General features: G+C 55.8%; 16 protein-coding genes. All 16 read right to left on the bottom strand.

Annotated elements, in window-relative coordinates; translation table 11 throughout:
- Position 1: 1 nt before the first annotated feature.
- Genes cobS through cbiD form a run of 16 tightly spaced genes read right to left on the bottom strand, consistent with a single transcriptional unit; the run spans position 2 to position 12,561 of the window.
- Positions 2 to 769, bottom strand: coding sequence for an adenosylcobinamide-GDP ribazoletransferase (cobS, locus tag JL661_RS14995; protein WP_004236167.1), 768 nt, complete (start codon positions 767 to 769; stop codon positions 2 to 4).
- A complete protein-coding gene (gene cobU / locus JL661_RS14990) occupies positions 766 to 1,311 on the bottom strand; it encodes a bifunctional adenosylcobinamide kinase/adenosylcobinamide-phosphate guanylyltransferase (protein WP_062773403.1) in 546 nt (181 codons plus the stop codon). The genes cobS and cobU overlap by 4 nt, the downstream gene beginning before the upstream one ends.
- The gene (locus tag JL661_RS14985) at positions 1,308 to 2,843 is read right to left on the bottom strand and encodes a cobyric acid synthase (protein WP_032098928.1); all 1,536 of its coding nucleotides are present in this window, start codon (positions 2,841 to 2,843) and stop codon (positions 1,308 to 1,310) included. Before JL661_RS14985 ends, cobU begins: the two co-directional genes overlap by 4 nt.
- Positions 2,840 to 3,688, bottom strand: coding sequence for an ATP-binding cassette domain-containing protein (locus tag JL661_RS14980; protein ID WP_062773406.1), 849 nt, complete (start codon positions 3,686 to 3,688; stop codon positions 2,840 to 2,842). The genes JL661_RS14985 and JL661_RS14980 overlap by 4 nt, the downstream gene beginning before the upstream one ends.
- A complete protein-coding gene (locus JL661_RS14975) occupies positions 3,685 to 4,362 on the bottom strand; it encodes an energy-coupling factor ABC transporter transmembrane protein (protein WP_004236162.1) in 678 nt (225 codons plus the stop codon). The genes JL661_RS14980 and JL661_RS14975 overlap by 4 nt, the downstream gene beginning before the upstream one ends.
- Positions 4,349 to 4,627, bottom strand: a complete 279-nt coding sequence (locus JL661_RS14970) for an energy-coupling factor ABC transporter substrate-binding protein (protein ID WP_004236160.1) — start codon at positions 4,625 to 4,627, stop codon at positions 4,349 to 4,351. The genes JL661_RS14975 and JL661_RS14970 overlap by 14 nt, the downstream gene beginning before the upstream one ends.
- Entirely contained in the window at positions 4,624 to 5,358 is a 735-nt protein-coding gene (locus JL661_RS14965; RefSeq protein ID WP_062773408.1) for an energy-coupling factor ABC transporter permease, read from the bottom strand. The genes JL661_RS14970 and JL661_RS14965 overlap by 4 nt, the downstream gene beginning before the upstream one ends.
- A gap of 15 nt (positions 5,359 to 5,373) precedes the next feature.
- Positions 5,374 to 6,099, bottom strand: coding sequence for a cobalt-factor II C(20)-methyltransferase (locus tag JL661_RS14960; protein ID WP_004236156.1), 726 nt, complete (start codon positions 6,097 to 6,099; stop codon positions 5,374 to 5,376).
- A 9-nt stretch (positions 6,100 to 6,108) separates the two neighbouring features.
- Positions 6,109 to 6,891 carry a sirohydrochlorin cobaltochelatase gene (gene cbiK / locus JL661_RS14955; protein WP_004236155.1) on the bottom strand — a complete coding sequence of 261 codons (783 nt, stop codon included), beginning with the start codon at positions 6,889 to 6,891 and terminating at the stop codon, positions 6,109 to 6,111.
- Positions 6,892 to 6,908: 17 nt separating this feature from the next.
- A complete protein-coding gene (locus JL661_RS14950; protein ID WP_004239029.1) occupies positions 6,909 to 7,697 on the bottom strand; it encodes a cobalt-precorrin-6A reductase in 789 nt (262 codons plus the stop codon).
- The gene (locus tag JL661_RS14945) at positions 7,694 to 8,419 is read right to left on the bottom strand and encodes a precorrin-3B C(17)-methyltransferase (protein WP_004239028.1); all 726 of its coding nucleotides are present in this window, start codon (positions 8,417 to 8,419) and stop codon (positions 7,694 to 7,696) included. Before JL661_RS14945 ends, JL661_RS14950 begins: the two co-directional genes overlap by 4 nt.
- The gene (locus JL661_RS14940; protein WP_062773411.1) at positions 8,413 to 9,480 is read right to left on the bottom strand and encodes a cobalt-precorrin 5A hydrolase; all 1,068 of its coding nucleotides are present in this window, start codon (positions 9,478 to 9,480) and stop codon (positions 8,413 to 8,415) included. The genes JL661_RS14945 and JL661_RS14940 overlap by 7 nt, the downstream gene beginning before the upstream one ends.
- A complete protein-coding gene (locus JL661_RS14935) occupies positions 9,455 to 10,234 on the bottom strand; it encodes a cobalt-precorrin-4 methyltransferase (RefSeq protein ID WP_004239025.1) in 780 nt (259 codons plus the stop codon). The genes JL661_RS14940 and JL661_RS14935 overlap by 26 nt, the downstream gene beginning before the upstream one ends.
- The gene (locus tag JL661_RS14930; protein ID WP_004236150.1) at positions 10,227 to 10,796 is read right to left on the bottom strand and encodes a decarboxylating cobalt-precorrin-6B (C(15))-methyltransferase; all 570 of its coding nucleotides are present in this window, start codon (positions 10,794 to 10,796) and stop codon (positions 10,227 to 10,229) included. The genes JL661_RS14935 and JL661_RS14930 overlap by 8 nt, the downstream gene beginning before the upstream one ends.
- Entirely contained in the window at positions 10,796 to 11,407 is a 612-nt protein-coding gene (locus JL661_RS14925) for a cobalt-precorrin-7 (C(5))-methyltransferase (RefSeq protein WP_062773414.1), read from the bottom strand. Before JL661_RS14925 ends, JL661_RS14930 begins: the two co-directional genes overlap by 1 nt.
- Positions 11,404 to 12,561 carry a cobalt-precorrin-5B (C(1))-methyltransferase CbiD gene (cbiD, locus tag JL661_RS14920; RefSeq protein ID WP_049246201.1) on the bottom strand — a complete coding sequence of 386 codons (1,158 nt, stop codon included), beginning with the start codon at positions 12,559 to 12,561 and terminating at the stop codon, positions 11,404 to 11,406. The genes JL661_RS14925 and cbiD overlap by 4 nt, the downstream gene beginning before the upstream one ends.
- Between the last annotated feature and the right edge of the window lies 1 nt (position 12,562).

Here is a 12,562-nt window from a genome sequence, read left to right as displayed (position 1 = left end):
CTTACACCCAGAACAGCGCGAGCAGGAAGATAATTTCCCCGCACTCTTCAGCGGCACCGAGTGTGTCCCCTGTTTGTCCGCCGAGGTGATGGCGGAAATAACGCCCCAGCCCGTAAATAATAAAGGCGGTGATAATCAGTGCGCCGAGGGCTTTCATTCCGCCCGCTACCGTGACAATCACCGCGCCGGTGGCGAGGGTGATGACAAACTGGCGCAGAGTGATACGGCCGATATAAATATTGCCCATACCTTCCCCCTCGCGGGCATAGCGCTGGTTGTACATCACCAGTGACATACAGGTGCGGCCTGCGACCGGGGCGCAAATCAGCAATCCGGCAGCGGTGGTCAGGGAAAGGGAAGAGGAGGCGAGAAGCTCATACGCGGCAGCGGATTTTGCCATCAGGGCAAAAATCAGTGCCAGACAGCCATGCGTACCGATGCGGCTGTCGCGCATGATCTCCAGCATTCTTTCGCGTTTGCGGGCGGAGAAAATACCGTCACAGGTATCTGCCAGGCCATCGAGGTGAAAACCGCCGGTGATCAGGATCAGTGCCAGCACATAGCCCAGCGCGGCGATCAGCGGACTGTGAGCCGCTTGCGCAATCCACACCGTCAGCAGTGTTGCAATGATCCCGGCAATCAATCCGACCACCGGAAAAAATGGTACGCCACGTCCGTACTGCTGAAACTCCGTGCCTTCACTCCAGCGCTGCGGCACCGGAATGCGGGTAATAAACTGGAGTGTCGCCCACAGGTATTTCAGGTTCATTTGAGCTGAACTCCGATCCCGGAGACCACCAGCCAGACCTGTTCGGCCTGACGGGCGAGTTTCTGATTAATACGTCCGGCGATATCGACAAAATGGCGTGCCAGCCGGTTTTCCGGTGTGATGCTCATCCCCAGTTCGTTGGTGACGATATACACCGGGCACTCGCTCTCTTTGCAGGCATCAATAATATGGTCGATTTCGCTGTTGATGCCGATCTCCAGTTGTGCGTAATCGAGCGTGTCCGGATCCGCGCCGCCCGAGGCGTCATAGAGCAGATTGGCAATCAGCGTGGTGATGCATTCCAGCATCACCCCTTCGCCCGGTTTGCGTTCATAACGGATAGCATGGGCAATGTTTTTAAAACCTTCCCACGTACGCCAGTGCTGCGGGCGATCGGCCTTATGGCGTGCCACGCGGGCGGCCATTTCATCATCCGTCACCACTGAGGTGGCGATATAGAGCGCACTGTGACAGCGGTTATCCACCAGTTCTTCAGCAAAACTGCTTTTACCGCTGCGGGCGCCGCCGGTAATTAAAATCATGCTGTTTTCTCCTTGTGTACACGCATCAGACGGCAGATTTCATCAATATTGAGGTGTTCCCGCATCTGCTGCGCCAGAATATTAAACTGCTGTTCTTTATGCAGCGCATAATCAAACGTGCTCTCCGGCAGGGGCTCCAGCCCTTTCTTTTTCCGCAGCTGATTGAGCAGCGGACGGGTGAAATTGTTGCGGTCAAAAATTCCGTGCAGATAAGAGCCCATCACACTGCCGTCCGGGCTGACCGCACCGTCAGCATGGTTGCACGGCTCGCGGTTTTTCTCATGCATCTGTGCAAACGGGATGGCATCCGCGCCGGTTTCGGATACGCCCATGTGGATCTCGTAGCCGCTGATCGGTTCACCCTGACAGGCTGACCAGATCCCCGGCAGTGCGCCGCACACGGTTCCGGCGGTCTGGGTGGTATTTTTTTCCGGTGAGAAGCGGGTGGTGATATCGAGCAGCCCCAGTCCCGGCAGATCGGATAATCCGGATTCGACATCATCATAAATATGTTTACCGAGGATCTGATAGCCGCCGCAGATCCCGGCAACCGGTGTACCCTGTGCATGGCGGGTGAGAATGGCTTTATCCATTCCTTTCTGACGCAGCCACAGCAGATCACCGAGGGTGTTTTTGCTGCCCGGGATAATCAGCAGATCCGGTTCACCGACCAGCAGCGGATCGGATTCATAACGCAGGCGGACATCCGGCTGGGCGGCAAGGGCATTGAAATCGGTGAAGTTGGCAATGTGCGGCAGCTGAACCACCACAATATCCAGCACTTCCTCCGTTTTGCCGTCATATTTGCCGACCTGTAACGCTACCCCGTCTTCATCTTCCAGATCCACATCCAGCCACGGCAGTACGCCGAGCACCGGAACGTTGGTCAGGTCTTCGATTTGTTTAATGCCCGGCATCAGCAGGGCGACATCACCGCGGAATTTATTGATGATCACGCCGATCACCCGGGCGCGTTCGTCGTCTGTCAGCAGGGCGAGTGTGCCGTAAATCGAGGCGAACACACCACCGCGATCGATATCTGCTACCAGGATCACCGGTGCGTCTATCATCTCCGCCATGCCCATATTCACAATATCGCCGTCGCGCAGATTGATCTCCGCCGGGCTGCCCGCACCTTCCAGCACAATGATGTCGTGCTCAGAAGCCAGGTCATTGTAAACATCACGGATCATGGCTTTCAGCTGAGGTTTGTAGAGGTGATACTCTGCCGCATCCATATTCTGCGCGACTTTTCCCATCAGAATCACCTGGGATTTGCGGTCAGAGGTCGGTTTGAGCAGAACCGGGTTCATGCGCACATCCGGTTCTATACCGGCAGCTTCCGCCTGAAAGATCTGCGCCCGGCCCATCTCTTTGCCGTCACGGGTGATCCCCGAGTTCAGTGCCATATTCTGTGATTTGAACGGCGCGCAGTGATAGCCATCCTGAGAAAAAATCCGGCAGAATCCGGCAACTAATACACTTTTTCCGACATCGGAAGCAGTACCCTGGATCATCAGTGAAAATGTCATGCCATTACCTCGTGTGTTCCGGCGGCGGGAGTTGTCTGCTGCTGCAATTGTGCAAACAGCGCCTGTTCAGTTTTGCACAGCGGCAGTCCGGTTTCGCAGTGGAGTTTGACCAGCCACGGCTGTTCCAGCCCGGCGGCGGTGATCATCTCTTTTTGCAGGAAAACGGACTCCGGCGTGCCGTGGCCGCATACTTCGCCGTGCGACATCACGTAAATACCATCACAGACCTGATAAATCAGATCAATGTCATGGCTGGAAATCACAATGTGTTTACCGGCTGCGGCAATACGGGCCAGCAGATCGATCATCTGCTGACGTCCGGCAGGATCCAGCCCGGCCGTCGGTTCATCGAGCAGCAGATAATCTGACTGCATCACCAGCGCCCCGGCAATTGCCACGCGTTTTTTCTGTCCGAAACTCAGGTGCTGCACCGGTTTGTCACGGAAGGCGAGCGCATCCACCAGACGCAGTGCCTCATCGGTGCGGTGTTTGATTTCATCCTCTTCCACCCCGAGATTGCGCAGGGCGAAAGCGATATCACTGTCCACATCGGTGTAGAAAATCTGCATATCCGGATCCTGAAAAACGGTCACCACATGCTGACGCAGTTCCAGCAGGGATTTTTTGTCGTATTTCAGCGGATTACCCCGCCAGTTCACCTGACCGTCCTGTGGTTTCAGAATACCGGACAGGTTCATAAACAGGGTGGATTTTCCGCAGCCGTTGGCACCGATAATCCCGGTGACCTGGTGCGCGCCGAAATCCATCGTCAGGTTTTTCAGGATATTATCGTCCTGATAGCGGAATGTGAGACCGCTGACCGATAATTGAGGGTGATGATTCATAGGTGGAAATCTCCCTGATAGAGCTTCACATTCAGTGCGACGGACATTTGCTGATAGCGCATCATCACGCGGGAAAACAGCATGGTGACCAGCATCGCCAGTGAGCGGTAGCCGGTGCGCAGGTTGCGGTAGCCGAAGCGCAGGGATTGTGCGTGGTAAATGGTGGCGGCTTCTTCCAGAAAGATAAAGATAAAGCGCCAGGTCAGCAGGATCTGCTCGATCAGCACCAGCGGCAGACGGCCGCGTTTCATCAGTTTAATCAGCTGCTCAAACGGCATATTGAGCATAAACCAGAAGGTGGCAGCGAGAGCCGCCATGCTGCGCCAGAAGGTCTGATTGGCAGTTGTCAGACCGGCGGGATCAAGGCCAACCCAGTACTGACCAATCTGAATGCCCCACAGCAGAGTGTCCGGTGTGCGGGCAAATGAGATAATAATGGCCACCAGACCCACAGCCAGAAAACTGAACGGGATCAGCAGCCATTTAAGATAGCGGAGCGGCGATACCCGCAGTAACCAGCAGGTAAACGCCGCAATACACAGCAATAAAGCCGCCTGGCCTGCCGGCGGCAGGCTCATGGCCAGAACCATCATCACGACCCAGAAGGCAAACTTCATCCCCGGGTCACGCTGACGCCAGCGGCTTTGATAACTCAGCGCATCAAGGCTTTGCATTTTTCCGGCCGCTGCGGTAGTAACCGAGCACGTAGAAAATCACTGCAGTGCCCAGACAGCCCTGTAATGTAAACAGCAGACTTTCGATTTCACCACTGGCCGGTTCGTACAGAGACTCAAACCAGGGCTCATAATCCGGCGCGATAGCGAGGATCTGCTGCTCTGCCTGATCGTCTGAACCGCCGTATTCACCGCCATGATCGATAAAGAACGGGATGACAAAAATCGCAACAGTCAGAAACAGTAAAATCAGTGTCTTTTTCATGCCCGCACCTCGTTACCCACCAGGTTACGTTTCACCAGCTGATCATAAACCAGTACCGTCAGCAGACCTTCCGCAATCGCAATTGGTACCTGAGTCAGACAGAAGATACCCATGAACTTCAGGATCGCCGCACCCATCCCCATCTGCGGATCCGGGAAAGCGACACCGAGCTGCACCGAGGTGACAAAATAGGTGGTTAAATCCGCTATCACCGCGACAAGGAAGACGCAGACATCCTTACGCCAGCCCAGTTTGGTGGTGAAACGCCAGACCAGGTAGCCGATAATCGGTCCGATAACCGCCATCGACATGCCGTTGGCACCGAGGGTGGTCAGGCCGCCGTGCGCCAGCAGCAATGCCTGGAACAGCAGCACGATGGAGCCGAGCACGGCCACCACGGATGGCCCGAACAGGATCACCGCCAGTGCCACCCCGGTAGGGTGAGAGCAGCTGCCGGTCACTGACGGGATCTTCAGCGCGGAAAGCACAAAGATAAAGGCGCCGCACAGTGCCAGCAGAACTTTCTGGTTGGCATCTTCCTGAACAATCGCTTTAAGGCGGACAATCCCCGCGCCGAGGAACGGCAGGAAAATCAGCCACCAGGCAATCGCCCACATCGGCGGTAAAAAGCCTTCCATGATATGCATGGCAAAGGCTTCCTGGGGTGCAATCATCAGCAGAATTGTGACGGCGGCACCGGTTAACGAGAACTGCGTGAGTTTCTGTTGCATAACAACCTCACCGAATTATTTCCGGGTTTTATTAATTAATACCGTTGAGAAATAAGGCAGTGTCTGTTCGTCGTCGATCTCATCCAGGCGCCGCCAGCACTGTTCAGTTTCCAGTGTGGCATCGGCCATCAGGATGGCATGATCAAACAAATCATGGCGGCGGAGCAGATCGCGTACCTGTTGTAAACGACCATAGACTTTCATTAACACAATGCATTCATGATGCGTGATCGCATGCTCCAGTTCTTCGGGAGATGCGGTACACGACATGACAGCAAGGCTCTGGTTTTCCATTGCCAGCGGGACAACGGCCCGTGAAGCGATAGCCGCAAACGAGGTCACGCCCGGAATCACTTCCAGCCATGGCTGATTGCCGATACGCTCCAGCAGGGAAACCCAGGTACTGAACAGCATGGAATCGCCCAGGGTGATAAAGCCGACTTTTTTACCGTCAGCCACATCCTCCTGAATCGCTTTCGCGACATCATCCCAGACTGCTTCTTTCGCTTCCTGAGGCGCTTTCATCAGGAAGTGATAGGTTTTCACCGTAGTTTTACCGGTGATATACGGGGCGACAATGGTATGTGCCAGGCTCGGGGCATCTTTCTTACCGGCCGGGGCATACAGGATATCCAGCTCGCTGATAATCCGTGCGCCGCGCACCGTGATAAGGTCACTGGCACCGGGACCGGTGCCGATAGCGTAAAGTCTGCCCTGTGGTTTTTCTGTTTGCTGACTCATGTGCGGATATTACTCCCCGTTATCCATTGTCTGCGCCAGGTGTTCGACAAACATCTGACGGATCATATTGTTCTCACCCATGCCCTGTAACCATGCGGTAGCCTCGATTCCGGCCTGTTCCAGCTGTGTTTTCCAGGAATCTTCTTCATCGGAGGCCATATCATTGATGGCATGGTCACCGGCGACCAGCATCAGCGGCATCAGGTGTACTTTGCGGACGTTTTCGGCTTTCAGACCTTTAATAATCAGGTCGATTTCCGGATAGCTCTCCACCGCCCCGACACGTCCCGGGAAGCCGCTGTTGGTCATCATGTGATCCAGGCAGGCATAAGCGGAGAAGGCGTGGTGAGTGGCGCCGTGACCCATAAAGACCACACGCTCGTCGGCTTTCAGTTCCGGCATCTGGAAGTGCAGGGCATCAATCAGCTGTGAGTAATCCTCAAAACTGCTCAGCAGCGGTTTGCCCACGCGCAGATAGCGGAAAAACGGACGGTATTTTTCAACCTGGCCGACAATCTTTTCGTATTCGTCCCCGTTAATCACATGCAGTGACTGGATAGCCACATCCTCATAACCCTGCTCGTGCAGATGGCGTAATGCCTCTTCAGGGTTATTGATATGCAGGTTATCGCGCTCTTTTAATTTGCGGATAATCATGCCGGAGGTGAAGGCGCGGAAAAAATCACGGCCGGGGAACGCTGCCGCAAGCTGCTTTTCACAGCTTTCGATATTTTTTTCACGGGTTTCCGCGTAACTGGTGCCGAAACTAATCACTAATAACGCTTTTTTCATCTCATAACCTCAGTAAATCAACAGACAGAAAAACGGGATGTCAGATACTGCTCTACCCCGCAAAGATCCTGCAATTCAGTCACATCACCGGACACCCGGGTCTGCGGGCGTACCACGACAATGCAGGGAATTCCCAGCGCCAGACAGGGGGCGATTTTTTCACTGAATCCGCCCTGGGTGCCGGACTCTTTGGTGATCACCACATCCGTGCCGCAGTAACGGTAAAACGCTTCATTAAATTCCGCCGAAAACGGCCCTTTGAGGGCAAAAATCTGGTCAATGGTCATCCCGTAAGATTCGCACTGCGCCAGCACTTCCTGTGTCGGCAGTACCCGCGCCAGCACGGTTTTGCCCGGCAGCCGGGCAATATAATCCGCCAGCTGTTTGCTGCCGGTGGTCAGCAAAATCCGCTGACCGAGTGTCATGGCAATCTCACAGGCGCTGTCGATGGAGTCCGTTTTGTAAATCAGCGGGTTATCAACCGCGTCAATATCACTCGGGCGGTTATAACGCACCAGCGGAATGCCCAGCTCACGCTGCACCTGCAAAATAGTGTCGCTGAGCACGGCGGCGTAAGGATGCGAGAGATCCGCCAGCAGGCGGATCCCGTGACGGCGGCAGTATTCCGCCATCGCCTGTGCATCCATCCGGCCTTCCCGGATCTCACCCTGTAATCCGGCTGCCTGCTGACGGCCTGCGGCGGTGGCGACCGAGAGCCGGTAGCGGACTCCCTGTGCATCCAGGCGCTCACAGAGCAGACGGGCATCACTGGTCCCGCCGAAAATCAGCAGTCTGCCGTCATTCACAGTTTGTATCCCCGTGGTGTGATCATCAGGTCATCACTGATATAGGTGGATTTATTACCGACAATCACCAGGCTGGTCATATCGACACGCTCATATTCCATCTCACCGAAGGTGGTGATCCATTTCTCTTCTTTCTTACGGGCCGCAGCTTTCACCACGCCGATCGGGGTGGTGGCGGCTTTGAACGGTGCCATCAGTTCAAAGGCACGGGCCAGATGACCTTCGCGGCCCAGGCTGCGCGGGTTATAGAAACAGATAACAAAATCGGCTTCGGCGGCGGCTTTGATGCGTTTCTCAATCACCTCCCACGGCGTGAGCAGGTCGCTCAGGCTGATATGGCAGAAGTCGTGCATCAGCGGGGCACCCAGTAAAGACGCGGCGGCGATACTGGCGGTAATACCCGGCACCACACGCACCTGAATATCGCGCTTCTCTTTGGTGACGATTTCGAGGATAAGCCCGGCCATGCCGTAAATCCCGGCGTCACCGCTGCACACCATCGCCACGTTTTTGCCTTCCTGTGCAAGCTCAATGGCCAGATGGCAGCGTTCGATCTCTTTGCGCATGCCGGTTTTGATGACTTCTTTGTCGCCCACCAGAGGTTTCACCAGATGGGTATAGGTTTTATACCCGACGACCACTTCCGCTTCTTTCAGTGCGGTGACGGCTTCTTCGGTCATCATGGCTTCACTGCCGGGGCCAATGCCTATAACGGTTAACATACTGTTTCTGCTCCTAACGTAATGGTGATCCCCCGGGTCTTACAGGTTTGCCCTATCAGACAGCCTTTGCTCATCAGCCAGGCGACCGGCCGGGATACACTCCCGACACCCGTGGTTTTTTTAACAAATTCTGATTCCGGGAACTGTGCCGCCACAGGGGCAAGCTCCTCAGCACTGAATACGGTAAACGGCACCTGATAGCGGGCAGCGAGCGCCAGCAGGGCGGGCTCCTGTGCTTTCAGGGTAATACTGCCGATAGCGCGGACGGCTTCCGGCAGCAGATTGTTCTCAGCCAGCTGTTCAGCAAACAGCTGCTGAACTTCATCTGCCCCGGTATCTCTGCGGCAGCCCATACCGGCAATAATCCGGCGCGGGATCAGTTTATAGACCGGCACCGGCAGCATCACTTCCTCACGGCGGTAACTGACACACACCAGCGCATCCAGTTCCGGCAGAGTGCGCAGATCCGCCACCGGGATAAGCCCGGGTAAGGCGTATTTATCCTGCTCTGCCGCCATATCCGGATGCCACCAGATGCCGATACGCTCCCCGCTGACCATCATCTGGTTCAGGGTTTTGACGGTGGCGCGGAAATCGGTGAACGTGGCATTCATCTCCTGCGCCAGCAGATCAAAACTGGTGACCTGATTGACATCGGTTGCGGTGGTGATCACCGCCTGTCCGCCGATCCGGCCCGCCAGCCAGGTGGCCAGCTCGTTAGCCCCGCCGAGATGGCCGGAGAGCAGACTGATCACATGCTGTCCTTTCTCATCCATCACGATCACGGCAGGGTCACTCATTTTGTCCTGAATCACCGGTGCCAGTACCCGCACGGTAATGCCGGTTGCGCCGATGACAATCAGAGCGTCATTCTCTGCAAATGCCTGCTGTAAGGTGGCGGCAAAGCCGTCACGGAACGGTTCAAAGCCATCCGAGACCAGTTTTTCGCTGGTGTAACAGGTCACCGGCAGCAGCGGGCGGATCTTTTCCGCCAGCGCTTTGCCGCCCGGTGTCAGGCAAAACAGCGCAATGCGCTTACCGCGAGGCTTTGCGGTACTCATGGCTGAAGCCTGCGTCATACAGTTTTGAATAGTGATACTCGTCGCCGAGGAACGGACCGACCAGAATCAGTGCGGTTTTGCGGATTTTTGCGTCGCGCACGGCAACGGTGATCTCCGCCAGAGTACTGCGCAGCACCTGACAATCCGGCCAGGTCGCTTTATACACCACGGCGACCGGGGTAGTTTCCGGATAACCGCCTTCGGTCAGTTGCTCCACCACGCCTTTGATATCCTGAACAGACAGGAAAATCGCCATTGAGGTCTGGTGAGCGGCAAAGCTGCGCAGACTCTCTTTCGGCGGCATCGGTGTGCGGCCTTCGATACGGGTGATGATCAGGCTCTGGGACACTTCCGGTACGGTGTATTCCACACCCAGTTCGGCTGCGGCACCGAGGAAGGAACTGACGCCCGGGATCGCGCTGAAGCCGATATTGTGTTCCGCCAGCACTTCGCCCTGTTCACGGATAGAGCCGTACAGGGAGAGGTCGCCGGTCTGCAGACGCACCACCAGTTTGTGGCTTTTCACGCCGTCAACCATCACAGTGATGATGTCGTCGAGGGTCATGGCGGCGCTGTCGTAGCTTTCGACGCCGTCTTTGCAGTAGTCCAGCAGATCAGTATTGATAAGCGAACCGGCATAAATGACGATGTCAGCCTGTTGTAAAATACGGTAGCCTTTCAGGGTGATAAGACTGATATCCCCGGGACCGGCTCCGACAAACCAGACTTTCTGACGGTCAAACTGTTCAGCCACAACGCGCCTCCTTACGGCAGGAAATAAGATAGGTAGGATTATTCGGTTTAAAATAATAACTGTGTCCGAGCGCGGTCATATTTCCGGCCTGTAATTCACAGCAGTCCAGTTCGCTCACCGCACACTGTTTCAGGTGCGCAATGGCTTGTGTCAGGTTATCCAGCAGGATAAAGGTCATCACCAGGGTGCCGTCGCTGTGCAGATGATCGAGAGACCAGTCGATAATCTCCGTGAGATTTCCTCCGGTACCGCCGACAAACACGGCATCTGCTTTTTCGGCCAGTTCCACCGGTGCATACGCGTCAATCACGCGGATTTGCGGGCAGCGGAAATGGAGGCAGTTCTCTTTGATAAGCGCAATGGCTTCCGGTTTTTTCTCGATGGCAATAATCTCAAGCGCCGGGTGGCTGAGTGCCGCTTCAATTGAAACACTGCCGGTGCCCGCACCCACATCAATCAGGCGCTGTGCACCCTGTAAATCCAGCCGTGACAGGGCGAGCGCTCTCACCGGCTCTTTGGTCATCGGGATCTGCTGCCCGCGTAAAAACAGTTCGTCTTTCATCAGGCCACGCTGCCCCGCTTATCAATTAACACCACATTCATGTTGTAATCACCGCTGACCTCTTCTGCATTGAGAATGGTGATCCGCTCATTCCGGCCGGAGAGGTTTTCTCCGATGATCATCCGCCGGGTCTGGCCGCGCTGAAGGATTTCGGCGGCGATTTCTTTCGGGCCGATCTTACTGTCCGTCACCATGCCGATACGCTCATGGGCGAGCAGCCAGTCAAAATCCGGGCTGCGGTTGTGGCTGCTGGTGAGATAAATATCATTCATATCCATCCCCGCACGGGAACACAGATATTGTACGGAGCTGATACCCGGCACTATCTGAACCTGCTCCGGTGCGAAGGTTTCGCTGATGCGTTTGCCGATGCCGAAAAACATCGGGTCACCGGAAGCCAGAATGACAATGCGGCGATCAAGACGCTCTGCTATCCAGTTCATCAGGCCGCTGATATCCGCATCAATGACACGGGTTTCTGTGGTCAGCCCGGCAAATTCATCCAGATGGCGCTGACCGCCGATTAAAATGTCCGCCCCGGAAATCACATCCGCTGCCCGCCGGGTCAGATACGCTTCTGAGCCGGGGCCCACGCCTGTCACATAAATCATCGGAATCCCTCCGTTATGGCGCTGAGCGGCCGGTTGGTCCCCAGCACCTGATTATCAAACGAGAACAGAATGGCATCACAGTGCGGCGGCTCATCGGAGAAACGCAGCATCTGATTAATCCGGTCACAGATTTTTTCCGCGATCCGCGGATAGACCGCCTGCCAGCCTTGTGCGTTAATCAGTTCAATCGCCGCTTCGGTGGTGGTGCAGCCGTCCACTTCCTGTAATAAGGAGAGCGGAGCGCCGATCAGGGCGAGATTAGCAATCAGGGTTTCCATCCGCGCATCCGCAATATGGCTGTGGGTGTGGAAAATGCCTGCCGCGATTTTGACCAGCTTGCCGAAGTGCCCGAGGATCACCACCTGCTCAAACTTCAGTCGTGTGGCTTCCTGCAGCATATAGCCGACAAAGTTACTCATAGTGACGACATAGGTGCCGTCCAGCCCGAGCTGTTCGCTGACAAACCGTTCGCCGTGGTTACCCGGCACCAGGAAAACGCGGGTCATACCCTGGGCGCGTTTCATTTCCAGCTCGATGGACAGGGAGCGTTTCCAGCTCTCTTCCGACATCGGCGTGACAATACCGCTGGTGCCGATGACAGAAATTCCGCCGAGAATACCGAGGCGGCCGTTATAGGTTTTTTTCGCCCGCTCTTCCCCTTCCGGGGCAAATATGGTGATATCCGCCCCCCGGTTCGGACCGATGACTTCGCGGACCGCCGCTTCAATAGTCTGGCGCGGGGTTTTGTTGATCGCCGCATCACCGATAGGCAGACCAACACCGACCTTCGTCACCCGGCCGACACCTTCGCCGCCGTCCAGGGTGATAATGCCGCTGTCATTGACCGCGACACGGGCGAAAATCAGCATGCCGTGGGTGGCATCAATATCATCTCCGCCATCTTTGCGGATGGCGGCGGTGGCGGATTGCCCGCAGATCAGCGGATCTTCCACATTCAGGTTCAGTGTCACCCCTGACGGCGTGACAATCGAAACCTGCTGAATCACTTCCTGACGCAACACCATCAGCGCCGCCACTTTGGCGGCAGCGGTGGCACAGGAGCCGGTGGTATACCCCTTGCGCAGTGCCTTGCCTTTGTGCCAGACGACGCCGGTGCCGTTATCGTCAGGTGCTGTGATGTTTTCCTGCGTCATG

Source organism: Morganella morganii (assembly GCF_019243775.1).
In the GTDB taxonomy this organism is placed as follows: Bacteria; Pseudomonadota; Gammaproteobacteria; order Enterobacterales; family Enterobacteriaceae; genus Morganella; species Morganella morganii.
The sequence above is the reverse complement of the archived record's forward strand: the minus strand, read 5'-3'. Positions and strand labels throughout refer to the sequence as shown.

What these genes read in the sequence shown, in the direction of transcription:
- JL661_RS14970 (WP_004236160.1), bottom strand. Translation starts at nt 4,627, where the DNA reads ATGAAAAAGACACTGATTTTACTGTTTCTGACTGTTGCGATTTTTGTC.
- JL661_RS14980 (WP_062773406.1), bottom strand. Translation starts at nt 3,688, where the DNA reads ATGAATCATCACCCTCAATTATCGGTCAGCGGTCTCACATTCCGCTAT.
- JL661_RS14965 (WP_062773408.1), bottom strand. Translation starts at nt 5,358, where the DNA reads ATGCAACAGAAACTCACGCAGTTCTCGTTAACCGGTGCCGCCGTCACA.
- cobU (WP_062773403.1), bottom strand. Translation starts at nt 1,311, where the DNA reads ATGATTTTAATTACCGGCGGCGCCCGCAGCGGTAAAAGCAGTTTTGCT.
- cbiD (WP_049246201.1), bottom strand. Translation starts at nt 12,561, where the DNA reads ATGACGCAGGAAAACATCACAGCACCTGACGATAACGGCACCGGCGTC.
- JL661_RS14960 (WP_004236156.1), bottom strand. Translation starts at nt 6,099, where the DNA reads ATGAGTCAGCAAACAGAAAAACCACAGGGCAGACTTTACGCTATCGGC.
- cobS (WP_004236167.1), bottom strand. Translation starts at nt 769, where the DNA reads ATGAACCTGAAATACCTGTGGGCGACACTCCAGTTTATTACCCGCATT.
- JL661_RS14940 (WP_062773411.1), bottom strand. Translation starts at nt 9,480, where the DNA reads ATGAGTACCGCAAAGCCTCGCGGTAAGCGCATTGCGCTGTTTTGCCTG.
- JL661_RS14925 (WP_062773414.1), bottom strand. Translation starts at nt 11,407, where the DNA reads ATGATTTATGTGACAGGCGTGGGCCCCGGCTCAGAAGCGTATCTGACC.
- JL661_RS14945 (WP_004239028.1), bottom strand. Translation starts at nt 8,419, where the DNA reads ATGTTAACCGTTATAGGCATTGGCCCCGGCAGTGAAGCCATGATGACC.
- cbiK (WP_004236155.1), bottom strand. Translation starts at nt 6,891, where the DNA reads ATGAAAAAAGCGTTATTAGTGATTAGTTTCGGCACCAGTTACGCGGAA.
- JL661_RS14975 (WP_004236162.1), bottom strand. Translation starts at nt 4,362, where the DNA reads ATGCAAAGCCTTGATGCGCTGAGTTATCAAAGCCGCTGGCGTCAGCGT.
- JL661_RS14985 (WP_032098928.1), bottom strand. Translation starts at nt 2,843, where the DNA reads ATGACATTTTCACTGATGATCCAGGGTACTGCTTCCGATGTCGGAAAA.
- JL661_RS14930 (WP_004236150.1), bottom strand. Translation starts at nt 10,796, where the DNA reads ATGAAAGACGAACTGTTTTTACGCGGGCAGCAGATCCCGATGACCAAA.